The sequence below is a fragment of the Streptomyces sp. NPDC088812 genome, assembly GCF_044750285.1.
In the GTDB taxonomy this organism is placed as follows: domain Bacteria; phylum Actinomycetota; class Actinomycetes; order Streptomycetales; family Streptomycetaceae; genus Streptomyces.
In genome coordinates this window covers 187,239-211,090 of sequence record NZ_JBIVJP010000011.1, presented here as the reverse complement: position 1 = coordinate 211,090, position 23,852 = coordinate 187,239, and the positions used below count along the sequence as shown (strand labels likewise).

At 73.5% G+C, this 23,852-nt stretch carries 18 protein-coding genes; 13 read left to right on the top strand and 5 right to left on the bottom strand.

All coding sequences use genetic code 11. The annotated features are described in order from the left end of the window. The first annotated feature begins 86 nt into the window (after positions 1-86). From ACIP67_RS21060 to nudC, 5 genes are all read left to right on the top strand, one after another. Positions 87-536: an MGMT family protein gene (locus tag ACIP67_RS21060; protein WP_401693503.1), complete on the top strand. Its 450-nt coding sequence runs from the start codon at positions 87-89 to the stop codon at positions 534-536. Positions 537-811: 275 nt separating this feature from the next. Then, positions 812-4,312 carry an ATP-dependent helicase gene (locus ACIP67_RS21055; RefSeq protein WP_401693502.1) on the top strand — a complete coding sequence of 1,167 codons (3,501 nt, stop codon included), beginning with the start codon at positions 812-814 and terminating at the stop codon, positions 4,310-4,312. Between the two features lie 135 nt (positions 4,313-4,447). Then, positions 4,448-8,227 (top strand): UvrD-helicase domain-containing protein, encoded by a 3,780-nt coding sequence (locus tag ACIP67_RS21050; RefSeq protein WP_401693501.1) that lies wholly within the window; start codon positions 4,448-4,450, stop codon positions 8,225-8,227. 10 nt (positions 8,228-8,237) lie between these two features. Next, complete coding sequence (locus ACIP67_RS21045) at positions 8,238-9,650, top strand: dipeptidase (RefSeq protein WP_401693499.1); 1,413 nt, start codon at positions 8,238-8,240, stop codon at positions 9,648-9,650. Between the two features lie 156 nt (positions 9,651-9,806). Continuing rightward, complete coding sequence (nudC, locus tag ACIP67_RS21040; protein ID WP_389514026.1) at positions 9,807-10,751, top strand: NAD(+) diphosphatase; 945 nt, start codon at positions 9,807-9,809, stop codon at positions 10,749-10,751. A gap of 74 nt (positions 10,752-10,825) precedes the next feature. Here nudC and ACIP67_RS21035 read toward each other — a convergent pair whose 3' ends face one another. Continuing rightward, the gene (locus ACIP67_RS21035; RefSeq protein ID WP_037937849.1) at positions 10,826-11,068 is read right to left on the bottom strand and encodes a mycoredoxin; all 243 of its coding nucleotides are present in this window, start codon (positions 11,066-11,068) and stop codon (positions 10,826-10,828) included. 230 nt (positions 11,069-11,298) lie between these two features. Here ACIP67_RS21035 and ACIP67_RS21030 point away from each other — a divergent pair, with 230 nt between their 5' ends. The 4 genes from ACIP67_RS21030 to ACIP67_RS21015 all read left to right on the top strand — a co-directional run bounded on the left by ACIP67_RS21030 (position 11,299) and on the right by ACIP67_RS21015 (position 14,861). Continuing rightward, positions 11,299-13,506 carry an ATP-dependent DNA helicase UvrD2 gene (locus ACIP67_RS21030; RefSeq protein WP_401693498.1) on the top strand — a complete coding sequence of 736 codons (2,208 nt, stop codon included), beginning with the start codon at positions 11,299-11,301 and terminating at the stop codon, positions 13,504-13,506. Between the two features lie 167 nt (positions 13,507-13,673). Then, complete coding sequence (locus ACIP67_RS21025) at positions 13,674-14,000, top strand: hypothetical protein (RefSeq protein WP_401693496.1); 327 nt, start codon at positions 13,674-13,676, stop codon at positions 13,998-14,000. A 172-nt stretch (positions 14,001-14,172) separates the two neighbouring features. Beyond that, positions 14,173-14,541, top strand: coding sequence for a WhiB family transcriptional regulator (locus ACIP67_RS21020; protein WP_388567928.1), 369 nt, complete (start codon positions 14,173-14,175; stop codon positions 14,539-14,541). Next, the gene (locus ACIP67_RS21015) at positions 14,538-14,861 is read left to right on the top strand and encodes a hypothetical protein (protein WP_401693493.1); all 324 of its coding nucleotides are present in this window, start codon (positions 14,538-14,540) and stop codon (positions 14,859-14,861) included. The genes ACIP67_RS21020 and ACIP67_RS21015 overlap by 4 nt, the downstream gene beginning before the upstream one ends. A gap of 160 nt (positions 14,862-15,021) precedes the next feature. On the opposite strand, the gene ACIP67_RS21010 is transcribed toward ACIP67_RS21015, so the two are convergent. Further along, positions 15,022-16,392, bottom strand: coding sequence for an ABC1 kinase family protein (locus ACIP67_RS21010; RefSeq protein WP_401693492.1), 1,371 nt, complete (start codon positions 16,390-16,392; stop codon positions 15,022-15,024). Continuing rightward, complete coding sequence (locus ACIP67_RS21005; RefSeq protein ID WP_401693491.1) at positions 16,385-17,599, bottom strand: TOMM precursor leader peptide-binding protein; 1,215 nt, start codon at positions 17,597-17,599, stop codon at positions 16,385-16,387. The genes ACIP67_RS21010 and ACIP67_RS21005 overlap by 8 nt, the downstream gene beginning before the upstream one ends. 261 nt (positions 17,600-17,860) lie before the next feature. Between ACIP67_RS21005 and ACIP67_RS21000 the strand changes: the two genes are divergently transcribed. From ACIP67_RS21000 to ACIP67_RS20985, 4 genes are all read left to right on the top strand, one after another. Continuing rightward, positions 17,861-18,457, top strand: coding sequence for a M48 family metallopeptidase (locus tag ACIP67_RS21000; RefSeq protein WP_401693489.1), 597 nt, complete (start codon positions 17,861-17,863; stop codon positions 18,455-18,457). A gap of 136 nt (positions 18,458-18,593) precedes the next feature. Next, on the top strand, positions 18,594-20,297 hold the full coding sequence (locus ACIP67_RS20995) for a TerD family protein (protein WP_401693487.1): 1,704 nt from the start codon (positions 18,594-18,596) through the stop codon (positions 20,295-20,297). A gap of 11 nt (positions 20,298-20,308) precedes the next feature. After that, a complete protein-coding gene (locus ACIP67_RS20990) occupies positions 20,309-20,989 on the top strand; it encodes an AIM24 family protein (RefSeq protein ID WP_389514042.1) in 681 nt (226 codons plus the stop codon). A gap of 18 nt (positions 20,990-21,007) precedes the next feature. After that, complete coding sequence (locus tag ACIP67_RS20985) at positions 21,008-21,763, top strand: AIM24 family protein (protein ID WP_401693485.1); 756 nt, start codon at positions 21,008-21,010, stop codon at positions 21,761-21,763. Positions 21,764-21,816: 53 nt separating this feature from the next. Here the strand turns inward: ACIP67_RS20985 and ACIP67_RS20980 are convergent, their stop codons facing one another. Both ACIP67_RS20980 and ACIP67_RS20975 read right to left on the bottom strand, forming a co-directional pair. Further along, positions 21,817-22,344 carry an NUDIX hydrolase gene (locus ACIP67_RS20980; RefSeq protein WP_401693483.1) on the bottom strand — a complete coding sequence of 176 codons (528 nt, stop codon included), beginning with the start codon at positions 22,342-22,344 and terminating at the stop codon, positions 21,817-21,819. After that, entirely contained in the window at positions 22,341-23,786 is a 1,446-nt protein-coding gene (locus ACIP67_RS20975; protein WP_401693482.1) for a zinc-dependent metalloprotease, read from the bottom strand. The genes ACIP67_RS20980 and ACIP67_RS20975 overlap by 4 nt, the downstream gene beginning before the upstream one ends. Positions 23,787-23,852: the final 66 nt, after the last annotated feature.

Below are 23,852 nucleotides of genomic sequence, written 5' to 3'. Positions count from 1 at the left end.
TCTGCCCGAAGCACCGCCCGGGGGCGAGGCTCACGCACCGTCGCCGGCCCGTCGCATTGTCGGTGGGGTGGGGCAGGATGGGACGGATGAGCGAGCAGAGCCTTCCGGACGGCGCCCGCCCGGAGCACACCGCCGGGCCGCCGGAGGACGCGGGGACACGGCCCGGGCACGAGGAGAAACGGGACAAGCACGCGGACGCGCTGCCGGAGTACGCGGAGCGGGTCCTCGACGTCGCCGAGCTGATCCCGCCCGGGCGGGTCATGACGTACGGGGACGTCGCCGAGTGGCTCGCGGAGGGCGGCCCCCGGCAGGTCGGCCGGGTGATGGCTCTCTACGGGGGAGCCGTCCCGTGGTGGCGCGTGGTCCGCGCCGACGGGGTGCTGCTGCCGGACCACGAACTGCGGGCCCTCGACCACTACCGCACCGAGGGCACGCCGCTCAGAGAGGCGGGCAGGGCCACCGAGGGCCATCTGCCGCGCCTGGACATGAGACGCGCGCGATGGGACGGCGGTGAACGAGCGCAGGGTCACACCTGACAGCTTCCGCCATCGGACCCGCCCAGCGGGACCCCGTGGCCCGTACGGGGGAAACGGGGCACGTCCGGGACATGGCGTACGTTCGAAGGGCGAGGGACACGCGGGGCTCACGGGCCGCACGTGCCTCGCGGGTCGTGAGGGAAGAAGCGGAAGCGGCCCTTCCGGGCAGCCCGTCGGCGTAGCGTCGCCGGCACGCCTCCCCCTCATCCCTCGACCACCGTTCTGCCCGAGCGGCCGTCTGCCAACCAGCACACCCACCAGGACCGGCGAACCACGTGAGCTCCTCTTCCTCCACCAGGCGCCTGTCGCCCCCGCGCGGGCGACAGGGGAGCCGTGGCGCTTACCGGCTGGTACGTACCCCGCCGGAGCGGGTGGATCCCCCTCGTCTGGACGCCGCGCAGCGCTCCGTGGTTGACCACGCCACCGGCCCGCTGCTCGTCCTCGCGGGTCCGGGCACCGGGAAGACCACCACCCTCGTCGAGTCGGTGGCCGCCCGCGTCGCCCGTGGCGGAGACCCCGCACGCGTCCTGGTACTGACCTTCAGCCGCAAGGCCGCCGTGGAACTGCGCGACCGGATGGCGCTGCGCATGGGCGCCGCCCGCGCGCCCCGGGCGACCACCTTCCACTCGTACTGCTACGCCCTGGTCCGCGCCCAGCAGGACAGCGACCTGTTCGTCGAACCGCTGCGGCTGCTCTCCGGACCCGAACAGGACGTGGCCGTCCGCGAGCTGCTCGCCGGCCAGCTCGACCTGCAACGCCTCGGCCTCGCGCACGTGCGCTGGCCGGACGACCTCCGCGCCTGCCTCACCACGCGCGGCTTCGCCGACGAGGTCCGCGCGGTGCTCGCCCGCAGCCGCGAACTCGGCCTCGACCCGGACGCCCTGGACGCCTTCGCCCGCCGCATCGGCCGGCCCGACTGGCGTGCCGCGGCCTCCTTCCTCGCCGAGTACCTCGACGTCCTCGACCTGCACGGCGTGATCGACTACGCGGAACTCGTCCACCGCGCGGTCCTCCTCGCCCGCCGCCCCGAGACCGCCGAGCGGCTCGCCGCGCAGTACGACGCCGTCTACGTCGACGAGTACCAGGACACCGACCCGGCCCAGGTACGGCTGCTGCACGCGCTCGCCGGCGGCGGCCGCACCCTGGTCGCCTTCGGCGACCCCGACCAGTCCATCTACGCCTTCCGGGGGGCCGACGTGAACGGCATCCTGGAGTTCCCGCGCGCCTTCCCGCGCCCCGACGGCCGCCCCGCCCCAGTGGAGGTCCTGCGCACCTCCCGCCGCTCCGGCGCCGCACTGCTGGACGCCACCCGGCTGCTCACCCGGCGCATGCCCCTGACCCGCCTCCCGGCGGAGAAGGTCCGCGCCCACCGCGACCTCGCCGCGGCGCGCGACGGCGGCCGCGTCGAGGTGTTCACGTACCCGACGCCCGGCACCGAGCTGGACAACATCGCCGACGTGCTCCGCCGGGCACACCTGGAGGAGGGTGTGCCCTGGCGCGAGATGGCCGTCCTGGTCCGTGCCGGCGCGCGCACCATCCCGGCGGTCCGCCGTGCCCTCACGGCCGCCGGCGTGCCCCTCGACATCGACGGCGACGACCTGCCGCTGCGCCATGAACCGGCGGTGGCACCCCTGCTGACGGCGCTGCGGGCGGTGGCCACGGCGGAGGCTGCCGCGGTGGGGGAGGAGGCCACGGCGGAGGCTGCCGCGGTGGGGGAGGAGGCCGCGGCGGAGGCTGCCGCGGTGGGGGAGGAGGCCACGGCGGAGGCTGCCGCGGTGGGGGAGGAGGCCACGGCGGAGGCTGCTGAGAAGGCGGAGGCTGCTGAGAAGGCGGCGGCTACAGAGGAGACAGAAGCGGCGGAAGCGGCAAAAGGGGGAGGATATGCAAATCGCTGCTGGCTCGACACCGAAACCGCCCTCACCCTCCTCGCCTCCCCCCTCGCCGGCATGGACGCCGCGGACCTGCGCCGCCTGGGGCGCGCCCTGCGCGAGGAGGAACGGGCCGCGGGCAACCCGCTTCCGCCCCCCTCCGACGAGCTGCTCGCGCGGGCGCTGGCCGAACCGGAGCGGCTGGTCACCCACGATCCCGCGTACGCGCGCGGTGCCCAGCGGCTCGGCGGGCTGCTGCGCAAGGCGCGTGAGCGCCTCGCGGGCGGCGGCACGGCGGAGGAGGCGCTGTGGGACCTCTGGGAGGGCACGCCCTGGCCCGGGCGCCTGGAGCGGGCCGCCCGGCGCGGCGGCGCCGCCGGCCGCAACGCCGACCGGGACCTCGACGCCGTGTGCGCGCTGTTCGCCACCGCCGCGCGCGCGGAGGAGCGCACCGGAGGCCGGGGGGCCCTGAACTTCCTGGCCGAGATCGAGGCGGAGGACATCGCCGCCGACACCCTCGCCCGGCGTGCCGTGCGCCCCGACGCCGTCCGCCTGATGACCGCGCACCGCGCCAAGGGCCTGGAGTGGAGCCTGGTCGTCGTGGCCGGCGTCCAGGAGGGGCTGTGGCCCGACCTGCGCCGCCGTGGCTCCCTCCTGGAGGCCGACCGCATCGGACGCGACGGACTCGCCGAGCCGCTCACGCCGGGCGCCCTGCTCGCCGAGGAACGGCGCCTGTTCTACGTGGCCGCCACGCGCGCGCGTGACCGCCTCGTCGTGACGGCGGTGAAGGCGCCGGCCGAGGACGGCGACCAGCCCTCCCGGTTCCTCACCGAACTCGGCGTCGAACCCAGGGACGTCACGGGCCGCCCGCGCCGCCCCCTGTCGGTCGCGGCACTCGTCGCGGAACTGCGCGCCACGACCGTCGACCCGGAGGCGTCCGCGCCTCTCAGGGAGGCCGCCGCACGCCGTCTCGCCCGCCTGGCCGCCCTCGCCGACGAGGACGGCCGGCCACTGGTGCCGTCGGCGCATCCGTACCGCTGGTGGGGCATGTTCGAGCCGACCGAGAGCAAGGTGCCGCTGCGCCACCGCGACCAGCCCGTCGTGCTCTCCGGCAGCGCCCTCGACCAGCTCGCCAACACCTGCGCCCTGCAGTGGTTCCTCGGCCGCGAGGTGAAGGCCGACGAGCCCGCGACCGCCGCCCAGGGATTCGGCAACGTTGTGCACGTACTCGCCGACGAGGTCGCCTCCGGGCACACCCCGGCAGATCTGGACGTCCTCATGGAGCGGCTGGACTCCGTGTGGAACGCGCTCGCCTTCGACGCGCCCTGGAAGTCGGCGCAGGAGAAGGACAACGCGCGCGTGGCCCTCGAACGCTTCCTGAAGTGGCACGTCATGGACCGCACGGGCCGCACGCCGGTGGCCAGCGAGCACGACTTCGACGTCACCCTCGAAGCGGGCGACGTCGAGGTGCGCATCCGCGGCCAGATGGACCGGGTCGAGGCGGACGCCGACGGCCGCGCCTACGTCGTGGACTTCAAGACCGGCAAACAGGCCCCCACCGCGCGCGAGGTGGAGCGCCACCCCCAGCTCGCCGTCTACCAGCTCGCGGTCCGCGAGGGCGCCGTCGACGATGCCTTCGACGGCGTACGCCCGGAGCCCGGCGGTGCCGAGCTCGTCCAGCTGCGCCAGGGCGCCGCCAAGCGGGACGGCGGCGAGAGCCTGCCCAAGGTGCAGGCCCAGGACGCCCTGGAGGGGGCGTCGGGGGAGTGGATCGGTGACCTGCTCGCCACGGCGGCCGGCAAGGTCCTCGACGAGCGGTTCACCCCGACCTCCGGTCAGCACTGCACGCACTGCGCCTTCCGCGCCTCGTGCAGCGCCCGGCCCGAGGGGCGGCACGTGGTCGAGTGACCAGGCGGACGCGGTACGCGGACCCGCGGCACCTACGGTGTGACGGACCGCACCCCACGCGCTGACCTGCGCATCCTTCACCCCGCCGGGGTGATTTGTCACCGACTGTCAGTGCCCGCCGCTAGCCTCTCCGTCATGCCCGCCCGTATCACCGATCCCGAGCAGCTCAAGGAGCTCCTCGGGATTCCGTTCACCCCGGAGCAGACGGCCTGCATCATCGCGCCGCCCGCCCCGCAGGTGATCGTGGCCGGAGCGGGGTCGGGCAAGACGACCGTGATGGCCGCGCGCGTGGTCTGGCTGGTCGGCACCGGCCAGGTCGCGCCCGAGCAGGTCCTCGGCCTGACCTTCACCAACAAGGCCGCCGGAGAGCTCGCCGAGCGCGTCCGCAAGGCCCTGGTCAGGGCGGGCGTCACCGACCCCGACGTCATCGACCCGGACAACCCGCCCGGTGAGCCGGTGATCTCCACGTACCACGCCTTCGCGGGCCGCCTGCTGACCGACCACGGCCTGCGCATCGGCCTGGAACCGACGTCCCGCCTGCTCGCCGACGCCACCCGCTACCAGCTCGCCGCGCGTGTGCTGCGCGAGGCGCCCGGCCCCTACCCGGCGCTCACCCGGTCCTTCGCCGACCTCGTCAGCGACCTCCTCGCCCTCGACTCCGAACTCGCCGAGCACCTCGTCGACCCCGACGACCTGCGCGCCTGGGACGCCGCACTGCTGCGCACCCTGGAAGGCGCCAAGCTCACCAACGCCGACCTGCGCAAGGTGCCCGAGGCCGCCGCCGCCCGCCGGGAACTCGCCGACCTGGTGCTGCGCTACCGGGCCGCCAAGCGCGCACGCGACCTGCTCGACTTCGGCGACCAGATCGCCCTCTCGGCGCGCCTCGCACGGATCACCGAGGTCGGCCGTGTCCTGCGCGACGAGTTCCGCGTGGTCCTGCTGGACGAGTACCAGGACACCTCCGTGGCCCAGCGTGTCCTGCTCGCCGGTCTCTTCGGTGACGGCACCGGCCACCCGGTGACCGCCGTCGGCGACCCCTGCCAGGCCATCTACGGCTGGCGGGGCGCCTCCGTCGCCAACCTCGACGACTTCCCCGAACACTTCGCCCACGCCGACGGCCGCCGCGCCACCCGACAGGCGCTCAGCGAGAACCGCCGCAGCGGAGGCCGCCTCCTCGACCTCGCCAACGGCCTGGCCGAGCCGCTGCGCGCCATGCACGCGGGCGTGGAGGCCCTCCGCCCCGCCCCCGGCGCCGAACGCGACGGCGTGGTCCGCTGCGCCCTGCTGACCACCCACGCCGAGGAGATCGACTGGATCGCCGACTCCATCGCCCACCTGGTGGACACCGGCAAGGCGCCCGGCGAGATCGCCGTCCTGTGCCGTACGGCCGGCGACTTCGCGGAGATCCAGGGCGCGCTGGTGGCCCGGGACGTCCCCGTCGAGGTGGTCGGCCTCTCCGGGCTGCTGCACCTGCCCGAGGTCGCCGACCTCGTCGCCGTCTGCGAGGTGCTCCAGGATCCCGGCGCCAACGCCTCCCTGGTCCGCCTGCTCAGCGGCCCGCGCTGGCGCATCGGGCCACGTGACCTCGCCCTCCTGGGACGGCGGGCGCGGCTGCTGGTGTCCCACGCGCGCGGGGACGCCGCCGACGACCCGGACCGGCGGCTCGCCGAGGCCGTCGAGGGGACCGACCCGTCCGAGGTGATATCGCTCGCGGACGCCCTGGACACCTTCCTCGAGTCCCCCCTGTACGGCGACGACGGCGCCGGTGACGACGACGGGCTGCCCTTCTCCCCGGACGCCCGCGTGCGCTTCGCCCGGCTCGCCGCCGAACTGCGCGACCTGCGCCGCTCCCTCGCCGACCCGCTGATGGACGTCCTGCACCGCGTACTGGCCGTCACCGGCCTCGAGGTCGAGCTGTCGGCGTCCCCGCACGCCCTGGCCGCCCGCCGCCGCGAGACCCTGTCGAACTTCCTCGACATCGCCGCCTCCTTCGCCGCCGGCGAGAGCGAGGCGAGCCTGCTGGCCTTCCTCGGCTTCCTGCGCACCGCCGCCCAGTACGAGAAGGGCCTTGACAACGCCCTGCCCGGCGGCGAGAACACCGTCAAGGTGCTCACCGCGCACAAGTCCAAGGGCCTGGAGTGGGACGTCGTCGCCGTACCGGGCCTGGTCACCGGGACCTTCCCCAGCGCCCAGGGCCGCGAGAAGTGGACGGCCCAGGCCCGGGTGCTGCCGCACGGGCTGCGCGGCGACGCCGACACGCTCCCCGAGATCGAGACCTGGGACTCACGGGGCATGAAGGCCTTCCACGAGTCCATGAAGGACCACCAGCACACCGAGGAGCTCCGCCTCGGCTACGTCACCTTCACCCGCCCCCGCTCCCTGCTCCTCGGCTCCGGCCACTGGTGGGGCCCCACCCAGAAGAAGCCCCGCGGCCCCTCCGCCTTCCTCCAGGCGCTCCACGACCACTGCGCGGCCGGCCACGGCGAGATCGAGGTCTGGGCGGACGAACCGGAGGAGGGCGCGGAGAACCCGGCCCTGCACCGGGCCACCGCCGACCAGGTCTGGCCGCTGCCCCTGGACGACGCGGCCCTGGCCCGCCGCCGCGCCGCCGCCGAGACCGTCCTCGCACACCTGGACGCCCGCGCCGCCGCCGAGGACGGCGACCCCGCCGCCACCCACGACCACGACCCCGCCGCCACCCACGACCACTACCCCGGTACCTACGACGACCCGGACTGGCCCACACCCACCGACGAGGACGAGCCCGTCCACGACGGGCCGCCGTCCCTGGAAACCCCGTACGACGACCCGTTCCCGGACGACCCGTTCCCCGAGGACCCGGCCGCCGACGAACCGCCGTACGACGACGCCCCCCACGAGCCGCCCCACGATCCGCTCGACGACAGGCCGCCGCACGACACCCCGCCGCATGACAGGCCGCCGTACGACGAGCCGCCCCACGACGAGCCCGGCACCTTCGACGACGGCCGGCCCGCGGTCCCCGCCTCCCGGGAGGAGCCCTTCCCCGGGGAGGAGCACGCCTGGGCCCCCGCCCGTCCGACCGTCCCGCACCAGGCCACGGCACCGGAACCGCCCGTCGGGCGCTCCCACCCGCCCGAGCCCCGGCGCACCCCGGGCACCCCTCTCACCCCTGAGGAGGCGCGTGCCGTCGCCTCCTGGGACCGGGACCTCGACGCGCTCACCGGGGAACTCCTGCGCACCCGGCAGAGCGTCACCGAGGTACCCCTGCCCACGACGCTGACCGCGTCGCAGCTGCTGCGTCTCGCCGCCGACCCCGACGGGTTCGCGCAGGAGCTCGCGCGCCCCATGCCGCGCCCCCCGCAACCCGCCGCCCGCCGGGGCACCCGCTTCCACGCGTGGGTGGAGGCCCGCTTCGAGGAGTTGACGCTCCCCCTGCTGGAGCCGGAGGAGCTGCCCGGCCAGGACGCGGAGATCGCCGACGAACGTGACCTGGAGGCCCTCAAGGAGGCCTTCGAACGCACCGAGTACGCCCGCCGCACCCCCCACCGCGTCGAGGCGCCCTTCCAGCTCGCCCTTGCCGGACGTGTCGTACGGGGACGGATCGACGCCGTCTACAAGGACGGCGACGGCGCGACGGCGACGTACGAGATCGTCGACTGGAAGACCGGCCGAATTCATGCCGCCGACCCGCTCCAGCTCGCGCTGTACCGTCTCGCGTGGGCCGAGCAGGCGGGAGTGCCCGTGGAATCCGTCACAGCGGTGTTCCTCCACGTGCGCACCGGCGAGACCGAACGGCCCGAGCACCTGCCCGATCGGGCCGCTCTGGAGCGCCTGTTGACGGGGGACGAGGCGTCCGCGGACGCGCCCGGGGCTCCCGGCGTGCAACAAAACCCTGCGGAAGGGCCCGGCGAGGATGCCGGCCCGGGCCGATAGGCTCGTGACCATGAGCCATCCCGTTGACAGTGTGGTCAGCGCCGTCCGCACGTACATCGAGCGCCACCGTGCCGCCTTCCTCGACGACCTCGCCGAGTGGCTGCGCATCCCGTCGGTGTCGGCCCAGCCCGACCACGCGCCCGATGTACGCCGCAGTGCCGACTGGCTCGCCGGCAGGCTCAAGGAGACCGGCTTCCCGACCGCCGAGGTCTGGCAGACCCCCGGCGCGCCCGCCGTCTACGCCGAGTGGCCGTCCGAGGACCCCGGGGCACCCACCGTCCTGGTCTACGGCCACCACGACGTGCAGCCCGCCGCCCACGAGGACGGCTGGGACGGCGACCCCTTCGAGCCCGTCGTCCGCGACAACCGCCTCTACGCGCGCGGGGCGGCCGACGACAAGGGCCAGGTGTTCTTCCACACCCTCGGCGTCCGCGCCCACCTCGCCGCCACCGGCCGCACCACCCCCGCAGTCACCCTCAAGGTGCTGATCGAGGGCGAGGAGGAGTCCGGCTCCCCGCACTTCCGTGCCCTCGTCGAGGAGCACGCCGAGCGGCTGGCCGCCGACGCCGTGATCGTCTCCGACACCGGCATGTGGTCCGAGGACACCCCCACGGTGTGCACCGGCATGCGCGGCCTCGCCGAGTGCGAGATCCGGCTGTCGGGCCCCGACCAGGACATCCACTCCGGCTCCTTCGGCGGCGCCGTGCCCAATCCGGCCACCGCGGCCGCCCGCCTCGTCGCCGCCCTCCACGACGAGCACGCGCGCGTGGCCGTCCCCGGCTTCTACGACGGCGTCCTCGACCTCACCGACCGCGAGCGCGAGCTCTTCGCCGAGCTGCCCTTCGACGAGCGGCAGTGGCTGCGCACCGCCAGGTCGCACGCCGCCCACGGCGAGGCCGGGTACACCACCCTGGAGCGCGTCTGGGCCCGTCCCACCGCCGAGGTCAACGGCATCGGCGGCGGCTACCAGGGCCCCGGCAGCAAGACGATCATCCCGTCGTCGGCCTTCGTGAAGCTGTCCTTCCGGCTGGTCGCCGGGCAGGACCCCGACCGGATCGAGAAGGCCGTCCGGGCCTGGGCCGACGAGCAGGTGCCCGCCGGGATCCGGCACGAGATCACCTTCCTGCCGGCCACCCGCCCCTGCCTGACACCGCTGGACCACCCGGCCCTGCAGTCCGTGGCCCGCGCCATGGGCCGGGCCTTCGAACGCCCCGTCCGCTTCACCCGCGAGGGAGGCTCGGGCCCGGCCGCCGACCTCCAGGAGGTGCTCGGCGCCCCCGTGCTCTTCCTGGGCATCTCCGTCCCCTCGGACGGCTGGCACGCCCCGAACGAAAAGGTCGAGCTGGACCTTCTCCTCAAAGGCGCCGAGACCGCCGCCCACCTCTGGGGCGACCTCGCGCAGACCTGGCGCCATGCGCCCTGACGTCCCCGCTCCCTGCGGAGCGACCCACCGCGCGGGGCACACTGGAGTGACCGCCCCGCCCCACGGCACCGCACCCGACCCGGTCGCCCTCCGCCGCCCGTCCCGCTGAACCGCCCGCCGAAAACAACCGTTCCACCGGGGGAGTTGGAAGCACCCGTGACCACCTGGACCGACCAGAACGCCGACCGACCCATCTCGCTCACCGCCCCGAGCGGCGTCGACCGGGCCGCCCACCACCGGCTCGACGAGGCCTGGCTCGCCGCGGCGTGGAGCCACCCCACGACCCGCTGCTTCGTGGTCTCCGGCGGCCAGGTCCTCATCGACGAGACGGCCGACGGCCGCACCGAGCTCGTCATGACGCCCTCCTTCGAGGCCCCCCTGACCGAGGCGCACCGCTATTTCCTCGGCATCGACGAGGACGGCGTCAGCTACTTCGCCCTGCAGAAGGACGGCCTGCCCGGCCGCATCGACCAGTCCGCCCGACCGGCTGGCCTGCGCGAGGCGGGCCTGCTGCTGTCGCCGCGCGACGCCGGACTGATGGTGCACGCCGTCGGACTGGAGAACTGGCAGCGCACCCACCGCTTCTGCTCCCGCTGCGGCGAGCGCACCGTCATCGCGGCGGCCGGCCACATCCGCCGCTGCCCCGCCTGCGGCGCCGAGCACTACCCGCGCACCGACCCGGCCGTGATCATGGCCGTCACCGACGAGGACGACCGGATCCTGCTGGGCCGCCAGGTCCACTGGCCGGAAGGCCGCTTCTCGACGCTCGCCGGCTTCGTCGAGCCCGGTGAGTCCATCGAGCAGTCGGTGCGCCGCGAGGTCTTCGAGGAGGCCGGCATCACCATCGGCCAGGTCGAGTACGTCGCCAGCCAGCCCTGGCCCTTCCCGTCCAGCCTGATGCTGGGCTTCATGGCCCGCGCCACCTCCGTGGACATCGACGTCGACGGCGACGAGATCCACGAGGCCCGCTGGTTCTCCCGGGACGAACTGAGCGCCGCCTTCGAATCAGGCGAGGTCCTTCCGCCCTACGGCATCTCGATCGCGGCCCGCCTGATCGAGCTGTGGTACGGCAAGCCCCTGCCCACCCGCAGCTTCGTCTGACCACGACGAAGGGGGCCGCCCCACCGGGACGGCCCCCTCCACGGCTGTGCCGCCGACGGCCTACCGGTCGCCGCTCACACGCCGACCTTCTGCTTCACCTGCGCCAGCGACGGGTTCGTCAGCGTCGAGCCGTCGGCGAAGAGCACCGTCGGGACCGTCTGATTTCCGCCGTTCGCCTTCTCGACGAACGCGGCCGACTCGGGGTCCTGCTCGATGTTGATCTCGGTGTACGCGATGCCCTCACGGTCCAGCTGGCTCTTCAGCCGACGGCAGTAGCCGCACCACGTGGTGCTGTACATCGTCACAGTGCCCTGCATCTCGCTCGCGCTCCTCTGGCAGCTCGGGAAGGTCGTCCGAGGAAGGAACGCACACGGCCGGGCCGCCATTCCCGCCCGGGGCGCACGCCCGACGTGACACCCGCCGCACCGGCCCTCCACGACGCCTGCCGCACCGGCCCCACGTGACGCCTGCCGCATTAGTACGACGAAAGGTGCCCGCCTGTGGACAACCGGCTCGTCCGTCACGGGCGACCTGGCAGCATGGCTGTGTGACAGCAGCAACGCACTCCACCCTCTTCCCGCAGGTACCGGACTCGGCCGACGCGGTGCTCGAAGGGCTCGACCCCGAGCAGCGCGAGGTGGCCACCGCCCTGCACGGCCCGGTGTGCGTACTGGCCGGGGCCGGCACCGGCAAGACCCGGGCCATCACCCACCGCATCGCCTACGGGGTGCGCGCGGGCATCCTGCACCCCTCCAGCGTGCTCGCGGTCACCTTCACCAACCGCGCCGCCGGCGAGATGCGCGGCCGACTGCGCCAGCTCGGCGCCCAGGGCGTCCAGGCCCGCACCTTCCACTCGGCGGCGCTGCGGCAGCTGCAGTACTTCTGGCCGAAAGCGATCGGTGGCTCGCTGCCCCGGATCGTGGACCGCAAGATCCAGCTCGTCGCCGACGCGGCGGTCGTCTGCCGCCTGCGGCTCGACCGCGGTGAGCTGCGGGACGCCGCCGCGGAGATCGAGTGGTCCAAGGTCACCCAGACCGTCCCCGCGGACTACCCCGCGGCCGCGGCCGCGGCGGGCCGCGAGGCCCCCCGCGACCCCGCCGAGATCACCCAGCTCTACGCCGCCTACGAGGACCTCAAGCGCGAGCGTGCCGTCATCGACTTCGAGGACGTCCTGCTGCTGACCGTCGCCGTCCTCCAGGACCGCCGCGACATCGCCGAGCAGGTCCGCGCCCAGTACCAGCACTTCGTCGTCGACGAGTACCAGGACGTCAGCCCCCTCCAGCAGCGGCTGCTGGAACTGTGGCTCGGCGAGCGGGACAGCCTGTGCGTGGTCGGCGACGCGAGTCAGACGATCTACTCCTTCACCGGAGCCACCCCCGACCACCTCCTCGACTTCCGCACCCGCCACCCCGGCGCCACCGTCGTCAAGCTGGTCCGCGACTACCGCTCCACCCCCCAGGTCGTCCACCTCGCCAACGGCCTGCTCGCCCAGGCCCGCGGCCGTGCCGCCGACCACCGCCTGGAACTGGTCTCCCAGCGCGCCCCCGGTCCCGAGCCCGCATACGCCGAGTACCCCGACGAACCCGCCGAGGCCGAGGGCGCGGCCCGCCGCATCCGGGAACTGCTCGACGCCGGCGTCCCGGCCGCCGAGATCGCCGTCCTGTTCCGCACCAACGCCCAGTCCGAGAGCTACGAGCAGGCCCTGGCCGACGCCGGCATCCCGTACCAGTTGCGGGGGGCCGAGCGCTTCTTCGACCGGCCCGAGGTGCGCAGGGCGATCACCGCGCTGCGCGCATCCGCCCGCTTCGGCCGCAACGACACCCTCCTGGAGGACACCGTCGACCTGCCCTCCCAGGTCCGGGCCGTCCTCTCCGGCGAGGGCTGGACCTCGCAGCCGCCGGCCGGCTCCGGCGCCGTCAGGGAGCGCTGGGAGTCGCTGGCGGCGCTGGCCGACCTCGCCCAGGACTTCGCCGCCGCCCGCCCCGGCGTCACCCTCGCCGACCTGGTCACCGAGCTGGACGAGCGGGCGAACGCGCAGCACGCCCCGACCGTCCAGGGCGTCACCCTCGCCTCGCTGCACTCGGCCAAGGGCCTGGAGTGGGACGTCGTGTTCCTGGTCGGCGTCGCGGAGGGCATGATGCCGATCACCTACGCCAGGACCGATGAGCAGATCGAGGAGGAACGCCGCCTCCTCTACGTCGGGGTCACCCGGGCCCGCGAACGCCTCCACATCTCCTGGGCCCTCTCCCGTGCGCCCGGCGGCCGTCCCAGCCGCCGTCCCAGCCGCTTCCTCGACGGGCTGCGCCCCGGCTCGGGCCCCGCCGCCGCAGGCCGGACCGGCCCCGCCGCCGGCGGCGGCGTCGAGCACGGCCACCGCAGCGCCAGGACGAGCGCCCCCGCCGTACCGCGCCGGACCCACCGCGTGCCGGCCCGCTGCCGGGTCTGCGGACGCACCCTGACCGACGCCGGCGAGATGAAACTGATGCGCTGCGAGGACTGCCCGTCCGACATGGACGAGGGACTGTACGAACGGCTGCGGTCCTGGCGCGCCCTCCAGGCACGGCGCAACGGTCAGCCGGCCTTCTGCGTCTTCACCGACAAGACACTGATGGCGATCGCGGAGACGGTTCCCGAGGAGGCGGGCGAACTCGCGCGGATCCCGGGCGTCGGCATGCGCAAGTTCAACCGCTACGGAGCCGATGTCCTGGCCATCTGCGCAGGCCAGGACCTGGAAGAGGACGCCGGCGACGATTGATCCGAACTCGTCGGAAAAATAGTTTGCGCATGCCCCAGCAATCCCCATAGGTTCTTAGCCACGAGACCGGAGGCCTTCTCGAAGGCCCTGATCCCGTGCTGTACTTACATATCCGCCGGACTGGGCTCTACCCCGGTCCCCCGAGACGCCGAGAGGAGGCGATTCCAGTGATCATCAACAACGCCGGTTCCATCAGCACCGCCAAACTGACCGATCCCTCGATCGTCTCCCTGTGCATGCTCGGCGGCTCCGACCTGGGCACCGGTCTGTCCGGCATTCGTGCCGACCGGTCGGCGTCCTCCTCCGTTGCCCCCGCGGGCCTTCCCGTCCGCGAGCGCAGCGAGCGACCGACCAAGGCACTGGAAGCGGCAGTAGCGGCACAGGCGAAGGCCTATGCCTTTACGGCGACCGGTGCCGGATACCGGAAGCAGACGACGCAGCACCACCTGATGTGGGCCTTCCGTGGGCCACAACCCTGGAGTGATCCAGCCTGATTTTCAGGCCGGCGCCTTCAGGGCCGCGGAACCCCATCCGGGATCCGCGGCCCTTCTGTTTGTCCTCCAACGGGACGACGGAGCGAAGGGGCCTCGGGGCAAGAAAAGAACCCGGTACTCAGCCGCCACCCGGCCCAACAGGGCCGGACCGACCAGACGAGGAAGACGAACCGTGCAACTCGAAGCGCACGCCCCGTCCGTACCGCCTTCCGAGACGATCCCCCCGCCCGGCCCCACGGAGGACTCCACCTTGACCCCGCTCACCGCGCTCACCGCGCTCGACGACGCCATCGAGAACCTCGGCGTACCCGTCCCCTGCCGCTCCTACGACCCGGAGGTCTTCTTCGCCGAGTCCCCGGCCGACGTCGAGTACGCCAAGTCCCTGTGCCGCACCTGCCCGCTGATCGAGGCCTGTCTCGCCGGCGCCAAGGAGCGCCGCGAGCCCTGGGGCGTCTGGGGCGGCGAGCTGTTCGTCCAGGGCGTCGTCGTCGCCCGGAAGCGGCCGCGCGGCCGCCCGCGCAAGAACCCGGTCACGGCATGAACACCGCAGGAACGATCGATCGCCCCCTCACGCACGACCCCAAGAAGCAGGCCCCGATGAAGCCGTCCCCCAACGAGCCCGCAGGCTCCGCGACCGAAGACGTCACCACCACCGGCGCGATCGACTCGCGTCAGAACAGGACCCGAGAGATGCAACTCATCCCAGAAGCCCTGGCGCGTGCGCATATGCACGAGCGGCTGCGCGAGGCCGAGCAGGAACGCCGGGCCCTGCGCCTGGCGACCGCCCGCCGGATGCAGCGCCGGGCCGAGCGCGCCTCGCTGCGTGCCCGCCGGGCGCTCGCCATGGCCGTGATGCAGTAACCCCCTTTCCACCTGAAGCGGTGACCTCCCGGCAGGGAGGTGAAGCTCTCCTCGCGGGGGCCGGTCCGTCCGAACGGACCGGCCCCCGCCGTGCGTTGCCCCCGGCGATCCCACCGGCCGTGGCGTTGCCGTCCGAGGACGCCCCGCGCCCTCGGACGGTTCACGCCTCCGCCGCCAACTCCTCCGCCGCCACGCCCTCCTCAGGGACGAACCCCGGAAGCCACTCCTCCAGCTCCTCGCGCAGCCGCACCGTCGCACCGAGCTGGCACAGCACCCCGATGGTGCTCAGGGTCACCCGGTGGATCAGGAGATACGCCGGGGGCAGGTTCAGCTGCCTGCCCAACTGGTGGGCGGGGGAGCGGGGATCAGCGATCCTGGCCGCCTGACTGCGCATCCAGTCACGGGTGAACGTGAACTTTTCGACCCGCGCCGGCTCGATGATCGGCAGCAGGTAGTCGAGGACCGCGTCCGGGTCCAGCTCGATGGACTCCTTGACGAAGCCCTCCGCGCACAGAAGGGCGTACACCGCGTCCGCCTCGCCGTCGAGCGTCATCCGCAGGGACTCACCGATCGGCTGCGGCAGGCCACCCGAGAGCCGGTCGACCGTACCGAAGTCCAGAACGCCCAGACGCCAGTCCTCCTCGCCCCCCGGGCCGCCGGGCAGCAGCCGGAAGTTGCCGGGGTGAGGATCGGCGTGCAGCAGACCGGTACGCGCCGGGCCGGAGAAGAGGAAACGCGCCAGCAGCTGACCGGCCCGGTCCCGCTGCTCCCGCGTGCCGCCGGAGATCACCTCGGACAGGGGTACCCCGTCGATCCACTCGGTGACCAGGACCTGGTCGCACTGGTGGACCACCGCGGGCACCACGACGTCGGGGTCGTCGGCGAACTCCTCCGCGTGCTCCTGCTGGGCCCGCGCCTCCAGGCCGTAGTCCAGTTCCTCGGAGACGCGGTCCCGCAGCTCGGTGATCAGCGGCTTGACATCCATGCCGGGGACCAGTGGGCCCAACAGCCGTGCGAACCTGCTGAGTTGGGTGAGGTCGGAGAGGAGCGCCTCGCCCGCCCCGGGGTACTGGACCTTGACCGCGACCTCGCGTCCGTCGTGCCACACCCCCCGGTGCACCTGGCCGATCGAGGCGGCCGCGGCCGGTTTGTCGTCGAATTCGAGGAACAGCTCGGGCCAGTCCTCGCCGAGGCGTTCGGCGAGCACCGAGCGCACCGTGCGGGTCGGCATCGGCGGGGCCGCTTCCTGGAGTTTGGTCAGGGCCGCCCGGTAGGGGCCGGCGATCTCCTCGGGCAGGGCGGACTCGAAGACGGACAGGGCCTGCCCGAACTTCATCGCACCGCCCTTCAACTCGCCCAGCACCTTGAACAGCTGTTCCGCCGTGCGCTGTTGCAACTCGCGGCCGACGATCTCCGCGGACTCGCCCACGATCCGTTTGCCCAGCCCCCAGGTGGCCCGGCCGGCGAAGCCGAGCGGGAGCGCGGCGAGCTTGGCGGTCCGGGTGACCGCCTTCCGGGGAAGATCAGACATGCGCCCTCCAAGTCCCAGCCGGCCACGCCGCGTCCGTCGTACGGCCCGAGTCCTTCGAATGCCGTTGCCCCGCCATTGTCGCGCGCGATCCCCTCTTCTCGGAGGGGTGTTCCACGCTGCCCTTCCCGGCGGCCCCGCAGGGGCACGCGGAGTGGCCCGGCACCGGCCGCGCGTGCCACTGGAGAGTGGGTGGCGAGACCTCCCAGCGAGCCCCGGCGCTCGACGGGAGCCGGCCGTCGAGGAAGGTCAGCGCGTGGGCGGCCGCCAGTCCGGCGACCGTCGTGGCCAGCGTCAGGTCGCAGGCCCGGGCCGGGCGGCGCCTCCCGGAGTGCCACTGCGCGACCAGCCGCGGCCAGGTCGGGTCGCGGTCGGTGCGCGCCCGGTGCAGACAGCCGGCGCATCCCGTCTCACCGGGCAGGACGAGCGGGCCTACCACGCCGGTCGCCTCCACCACGCCCGCGTGGAGATGGGGTGTCCCCGAGGCGACCAGGGGCTCGGTGGCCGCCGGCGGGGGCGCGTGCACGGACACGTCGTCCCGGGGGGCCAGGATCACCAGGGAGAAGCCCGGGGTCTGCGTCCCGGCCGGTGACCGCCCGCCGGCCCGGGGCGGGCGGCCCGGAGCGGCCCGGCGCACCGCCCGGCGGGCGGCCTCGCCCCGGCGTTCACCGACCGCCTCGGCCGGCAGGCCGCCCGGGGCGACGTCCCCCGGCTCCACCCGGCCCTCGTCACGTACGTCCACCTCACCGACACCGGATCCCGCCAGCAGGGAGGCCAGCACCGCACCCACCCGCCCCGCGCCCCGGACCTGCACCCGCAGCCGGCGCCGGGCGGCGAGCCGCCCGAACGCCTCCCCCGGGTCCGACGACGTCAGCGACAGCGAGGCGAGGTCGGGGCGCAGCCGGTCCAGGACGTCCCGGCTCTCCCTCAGCGCGTCGGCGTCCGGCCCGCCGCCGCGCGCGTCGTCCAGCAGACCCGCCTCCGCCAGCCGCTCCACCAGCCGGTCGACCCGGCCGTCGGGCAGGTTCCTGCGACGTCCCTCCTCGCGCAGGAGCGCGAGCCCTCGGGTGCCGTCCAACTGGTCCAGGAAACCGGCCGTCGCCGCATCCAGCGGGCCGAGCGTCATCGCGTGCGCCGGTGCCATGCCGAACTGCACGGTGTTCAGGTCACGCCAGCCGCGCCGCAGCGCGGGCTTCACCATCGGATGCATCGAAGACCCCCGTCCGCCTGGAACTTCCCGGTGCGCCGGCCAAGCGGGGGCGTGGGGCGACCTCGCTCCGCCGGCGACTGCCAGCATGCCGGGCCTCGCCGGCAGGCGCCGAAAGTTGTCCACAGGCAGACGGATTCGTCGTACAAATCAGCCGTTTGTGGTGGACACCGGGACGGGCGGCTGCGGGTCCGGGACGGAGCGACGGAACCGAACCGTCCCAGGGGCGGGACTTCCGCCGTGTGCAGCGGGTAACGTCTTGGCGTGCCCGCCGACCCACCGCACCGCGCCGGAACGCCACAGCGCAGCACGACGAGCCAGCCGCCGAGCGGCCACGGGGCGAGCGCGATCGAGGTCCGCCGGAGCGCCCGCCGACGCCGCACGGTCTCCGCGTACCGCGAGGGCGATCGCACCATCGTGCTCATCCCTGCCCGGATGTCCGAGGCCGAGGAACAGCGCTGGGTGAGCGTCATGCTCGACAAACTCGCCGCCCAGGAGAGCCGGCGCGTCCCCGGCGACGCGGAGCTGGCCGAGCGCGCCGGACGGCTGTCGGCCCAGTACTTCGGCGGCCGGGCCCGCCCCGCGTCGGTCCGCTGGGTCACCAACCAGAACACGCGCTGGGGCTCGTGCACCCCCGCGGAGGGAAGCATCCGCCTGTCGCACCGGCTGAAGGGCATGCCCGAGTACGTCATCGACTACGTGCTCCTCCACGAGCTCGCGCATCTGCTCGTGCCCGGCCACGGCCCCGACTTCTGGCGGCTGCTGGAGGCCTACCCGCGCACCGAGCGGGCCCGCGGCTACCTCGAGGGCGTGGCCGCCGCCGCGCGTCTGCCGCATCCGCCCGGCACCCGCGACGACTGAGGACGGCCGCGAGGACCGTCCGGCACCCGCGCGCGCGGGTTGTGTACCGGGTCTGTACCGGCATCGTCCGATGTCCGAGTTTGCCGTTAGCCTGGCGCGACGCACTCGCAATCGGGATGGGGGACGGTCGTTACGCATGCCCAGGGAATTCCAACGCGGCCACAAGGCCAGGATCAGTGACCTCACGGCGGGCACCGATCTGTACGTAGGCGTGCAGATCTCCGCCCCCGGCCTGTCCTTCGACATCAGCTGCTTCGGCCTCGACGCCGACGAACGGCTCTCGGACGACCGGTACTTCGTCTTCTTCAACCAGCCGAAGTCCCCCGAGGAGTCCATCCAGCTCCTGGGCGCCCAGGCCGGTGACGCGGAGTCCTTCCGCGTCACCCTGGACCGGATCCCGCCGCAGATCCAGAAGCTGTCCTTCACGGCGACCATCGACGGCGCCGGGCAGATGTCGCAGATCGACCCCGGATACATCCGGATCGTCGCGGGCGGCGAGGAGGTGGCCCGCTACGCGTTCGACGGTGCGGAGTTCTCCACCGAACGGGCCGTGATGCTGGGCGACTTCTACCTGAAGGACGTGTGGCGCTTCGCGGCCGTCGGGCAGGGCTTCGACGGCGGTCTGGAGGCGCTGCTGAGGAACTTCGGCGGAGAGGTGCTGGAGGAGGAGGCGCCCGCCGCTCCGCAGCAGCCGCAGGCCGGTGCCGCCCCGGGCTTCGCCCCGCCGGCCCAGGCCGCCGCCCCGCCCGCCTTCGGCGCCCCCTCCGCCCCGACGCCCGCGCCCGCCCCGGCTCCCGTGCCGCAGCAGCCGCAGCCCGCGGCGCAGGGCTTCGCCCCGCCGGCCGCGACGCCTGCGGCCGCGCCCCCGCCGCCGGCCCAGCCCGTGCACACCGCACCGACCATCGTCGCGCCCATGGCCCCGCCCGGCGGTGGCCAGGTCCCGCCGCCGGGCCCGGCCCCCACGCCCTACGGCCAGCCGCCCCAGCAACAGCCCTACGGCCAGGCCGCCGCACCGACCGCCCCGCCACCGCCCGGCTACGCCCAGCCCCAGGCCCCCCAGGCCCCGCAGGGCTACGGCCAGCAGGCCCCGCCGCCGGGCTACGGACAGCAGCCCCCGTTCGGACAGCCGCCGGGCCAGCAGCCCTACGGTGTGCCGCCGCAGGGCGCGCCCCAGGGCGGCGCCGGGGTGACCGCCGCGCTCGAGCAGTTCAAGGAGACGCCCACCGGGCAGCGCTGGACGCAGCAGAACCGGAAGCTGGTCCGCGTCGACCTCGGCATCGGTGGCCAGCCCGTACTCGCCCGCCAGGGCAGCATGGTGCTGTACCAGGGCAAGGTCGACTTCAGCTACAAGGGCGCCGGGTTCGCCGGCCGGATCGTGGGCAACGCGACCGGCCAGGAGATGCAGCTGATGCGCTGTACCGGCCAGGGCCAGGTGTTCCTCGCCGAGAACTCCACCATGCTGCACCCCATCGAACTCCAGGGCGACGGCATCTGCGTCTCCGCCGAGAACGTCCTCGCCTTCGACGAGAGCCTCCAGTACGAGGTCCGCCGCATCGAGGGGCACGGCATCCCCGGCGGAGCGCTCTTCACCATGCAGTTCACCGGTACCGGCACGATCGTCGTGAAGACGCACGGCGCGCCCGTCGTCCTGCCGGTCACCCCCACCACCTTCGCCGACTGCAACGCCGTCGTCGCCTGGTCGGCGGCCTCCCAGGTCGTCGTCTCCAGCCAGGTGCGGATGCGCCGCAACGCCTACCCGGGCGACACCGGGGAGAGCGTCAACCTCCAGTTCCGGGGCGCGCCCGGCAACTTCATCGTCGTCCAGCCGTACGAGGTCTGAGGGAGCCCGTCATGAATCAGCCGCTCGCGGGCTACGCCCCGGCACCCGTCACCGCCCGGATGGAGAACCACGGCAACCACATGCTGAAGGTCGCCCTCCAGACCGGCAACGACCTCTTCGCGCGCGTGGGCTCGATGGTCGCCTACGAGGGCTTCATCCAGTACGAGCCCAACCCGCCGGCCGTGCGCCAGATCGCGCGCGACTGGATGACCGGAGAGGGCGCGCCGCTGATGAAGTGCTCCGGCGACGGCCTGCTCTACCTCGCCGACTACGGCGCCGACGTCGTCGTGATCAACCTCAACGGCGACGGCATCTCCGTCAACGCCACCAACCTGCTCGCCTTCGACGCGCACCTCACCTGGGGCGTGGAACGGGTCAAGGGACTGGCCAAGTTCGCCGGACAGGGCCTGTGGAACACCAAGATCTCCGGGCAGGGCTGGGTCGCGCTGACCTCCCGGGGCAAGCCGATCGTCGTCGACTGCGGCGGTGGCGAGAACGAGACGTACGTCGATCCCGACGCGCTCGTCGCCTGGTCCCCGAACCTCAAGGTGAAGGGCAAGCGCAGTTTCAAGGCGCAGTCGCTCCTCGGCCGGGGCAGCGGCGAGGCCTTTCAGATGGCCTTCTCCGGCGAGGGCATCGTCGTCGTCCAGCCCAGCGAGGACAGCACCGACCGCCTTCGGGTCCGGGGCTGAGGGGGAGCCAGAGTCACCATGCAGAGCCCGCTTTTCGCCTACAACGACCAGCAGACCCAGGAGCGCTGGAGCCTGCAGAACAAGCAGATGCTCCGCGTCGTCCTGGAGGGCCACGACGACATCCTCGCCCGCAAGGGCACCATGGTCGCCTACCAGGGCCTCGTCGAGTTCGACGCCGAGTTCCAGAGCAACAGCCAGTCACGCGCGCGTGCGCGCACCGGTGAGGGCCTGGACCTGATGCGGTGCCACGGCCAGGGGACCGTCTTCCTCGCCAACCTGGCCCAGCACGTCCACCTGGTGGACGTGGACCAGGACGGCCTGACCGTCGACAGCAGCTACGTGCTGGCGATGGACTCCTCGCTGTACCACGAGGTCATCGCCGTCGACAGCCTCTACGGCATCTCCGGTTCGGGGAAGTACCAGCTCAACATCACCGGCCGGGGCCGGGTCGCCCTGATGACCTCGGGCGCCCCGCTGATGATGCAGGTCACACCGGACAAGTACGTCAACTGCGACGCCGATGCGATCGTCGCCTGGTCCACCGGGCTGCGGGTGCAGATGCAGGCCCAGACGCACTCCTCCGGGGTGTGGCGGCGCCGCGGCAACACCGGTGAGGGGTGGGAGCTCAGCTTCATGGGCACCGGCTTCGCCCTCGTCCAGCCCAGTGAACTGCTCCCGCCGCAGAACGCCCAGGTCGGCTCGGGCCTCGCCGCCCAGTACGGCATGGGGCAGCAGGGGGCGCGCGGGCAGAACCAGGGCAACGTCTGGAGCTGACCGCCCGCGGAGCAGACGCGTAAGGGGCGACCGTCCAAGAGGTCGCCCCTTACTCACGCGTCGGACCGAAGACGCGCGCGGGTGGCTCGCAGCAGTCGTACGACGGAGTCGTCCGCCACGTCGGCGACCTCCGCGTACGCGAACCAGCGCAGGTCGAGGGACTCGTCACTGATGGCCTCCACGGCCCCGGCCGGAGCGAGCGCGGCGTACTGGACGTCCAGGTGCCAGGCGCAGGGCGTGTGGTGCCGGTCCAGCCGCACCGGGCCGCCCGGCAGCAGCGTCAGCCCCGGGATGCCGGACTCCTCGGTCGCCTCCCGCAGGGCGGCGGCCGCGAGCGTGTCGTCGGCCGGCTCGCAGTGGCCGCCCATCTGCAGCCACATGCGCATCTTCTTGTGGAGGGTCAGCAGGACCCGTCCCCGCTCCGGGTCGATCACCAGGGCGCTCGCCGTGATGTGTCCGTCCCCGCAGGCCTTCCACATGCCGTCCGGGTGGCTGTCGAGGTGCTCCAGGTAGGCCTGGCGCAGCTCCTGCTGGTCCTCGTAGCCCTTCAGTACGAGGACCGCGTCGTCGTGGAGGCTCACTCGGTGCCGTCGCCCTCGTCCTGCTCGTCCTTCTTCTTCAGGTCCGGCTTCTCGCCGGTCCCGCCGCTCGCCGCCTCGCCGAGCATCTTGTCCCACTCGGAGAAGTCCATCTGCTCGCGGTGCACGAACCCGTCGGGGTCGTCCAGGTCGCCGGCCGTCGGCAGCATGTCCGGGTGGGCCCACAGGGCGTCACGGCCGTCGACGCCGCGCGCGTCCGTCAGCGAGGCCCACAGGCGCGAGGCGTCGCGCAGACGGCGCGGGCGCAGCTCCAGACCGATCAGGGTGGCGAACGTCTGCTCCGCCGGGCCGCCCGAGGCGCGGCGGCGGCGCAGGGTCTCGCGCAGCGCGTCCGCGGACGACAGACGGGGCTTCGCGGCCGCGTGCACCACCGCGTCCACCCAGCCCTCGACCAGCGCCAGCGCCGTCTCCAGACGGGCCAGCGCGGCCTTCTGCTCAGGGGTGTCCTCCGGCTGGAACATGCCCTGCTGGAGCGCGTCCTGCAACTGCTCGGGGTTCTGCGGGTCGAACTGGCCGACCACGTCCTCCAGCTTCGCGGTGTCGACCTTGATCCCGCGCGCGTAGCCGTCGACCGCGCCGAACAGGTGCGAGCGCAGCCACGGCACGTGCGCGAAGAGACGCTGGTGGGCGGCCTCGCGCAGGGCGAGGTACAGCCGCACCTCGTCCTTGGGCACGCCCAGGTCCTTGCCGAACCCGTCGATGTTCACCGGGAGCAGCGCGGCCTTCCCGGCCGGGCCCAGCGGCAGGCCGATGTCGGTCGAACCGACGACCTCGCCCGCGAGCACGCCGACGGCCTGCCCGATCTGCGAGCCGAACATGGCGCCGCCCATCGAGCGCATCATGCCGATCAGCGGGCCGGCCATGGCCTGCATCTCCTCCGGCAGCACGTCGCCCATCGCCGTGCCGACGCGCTCGGCGACCGGGTCGACCAGCTCCTTCCACGCGGGCAGCGTCGCCTCGACCCACTCCGCGCGCGACCAGGCGACGGCCGAGCCGGCGCCGGACGGCAGGGACGTCACGTCGTCCAGCCACAGGTCGGCCAGGCGGACGGCCTCCTGCACGGCGGTGCGCTCGGCCGGGCCGATGCTGGAGTCCTTGACGCCGTCGGAGGTGCCCTGCGACACCGTCTGGCGGGCGATCTGCTTGGCCATGTCCCAGTTCACCGGGCCGCCCTCGTAGGAGAGCATCTGGCCCAGTTGCTGGAACGCGGCGCCCAGGTCGGTGGGGTTCAGCGAGCCGAACACGGCAGCGAGCGGGTTGTCGGCTCCTGGACCGCCCGGGCCGCCGAAGCCTCCGGGCAGCCCGAAACCGAACGGGTTGGCCGGTCCCTGACCACCGCCGCTCTGCGGGTCCTTCTTCTTGCCCTCGTCGCCGTCCTCCGGCTCCTCCGGCGGAAGGCCGAATCCGAATGGGGTGTCACTCACGGGGTTCCTCGGCTGGTAAGGCCACCGGCTCTCGTCCGGCGGCGCGGCTGCCCTGCAACACCACCC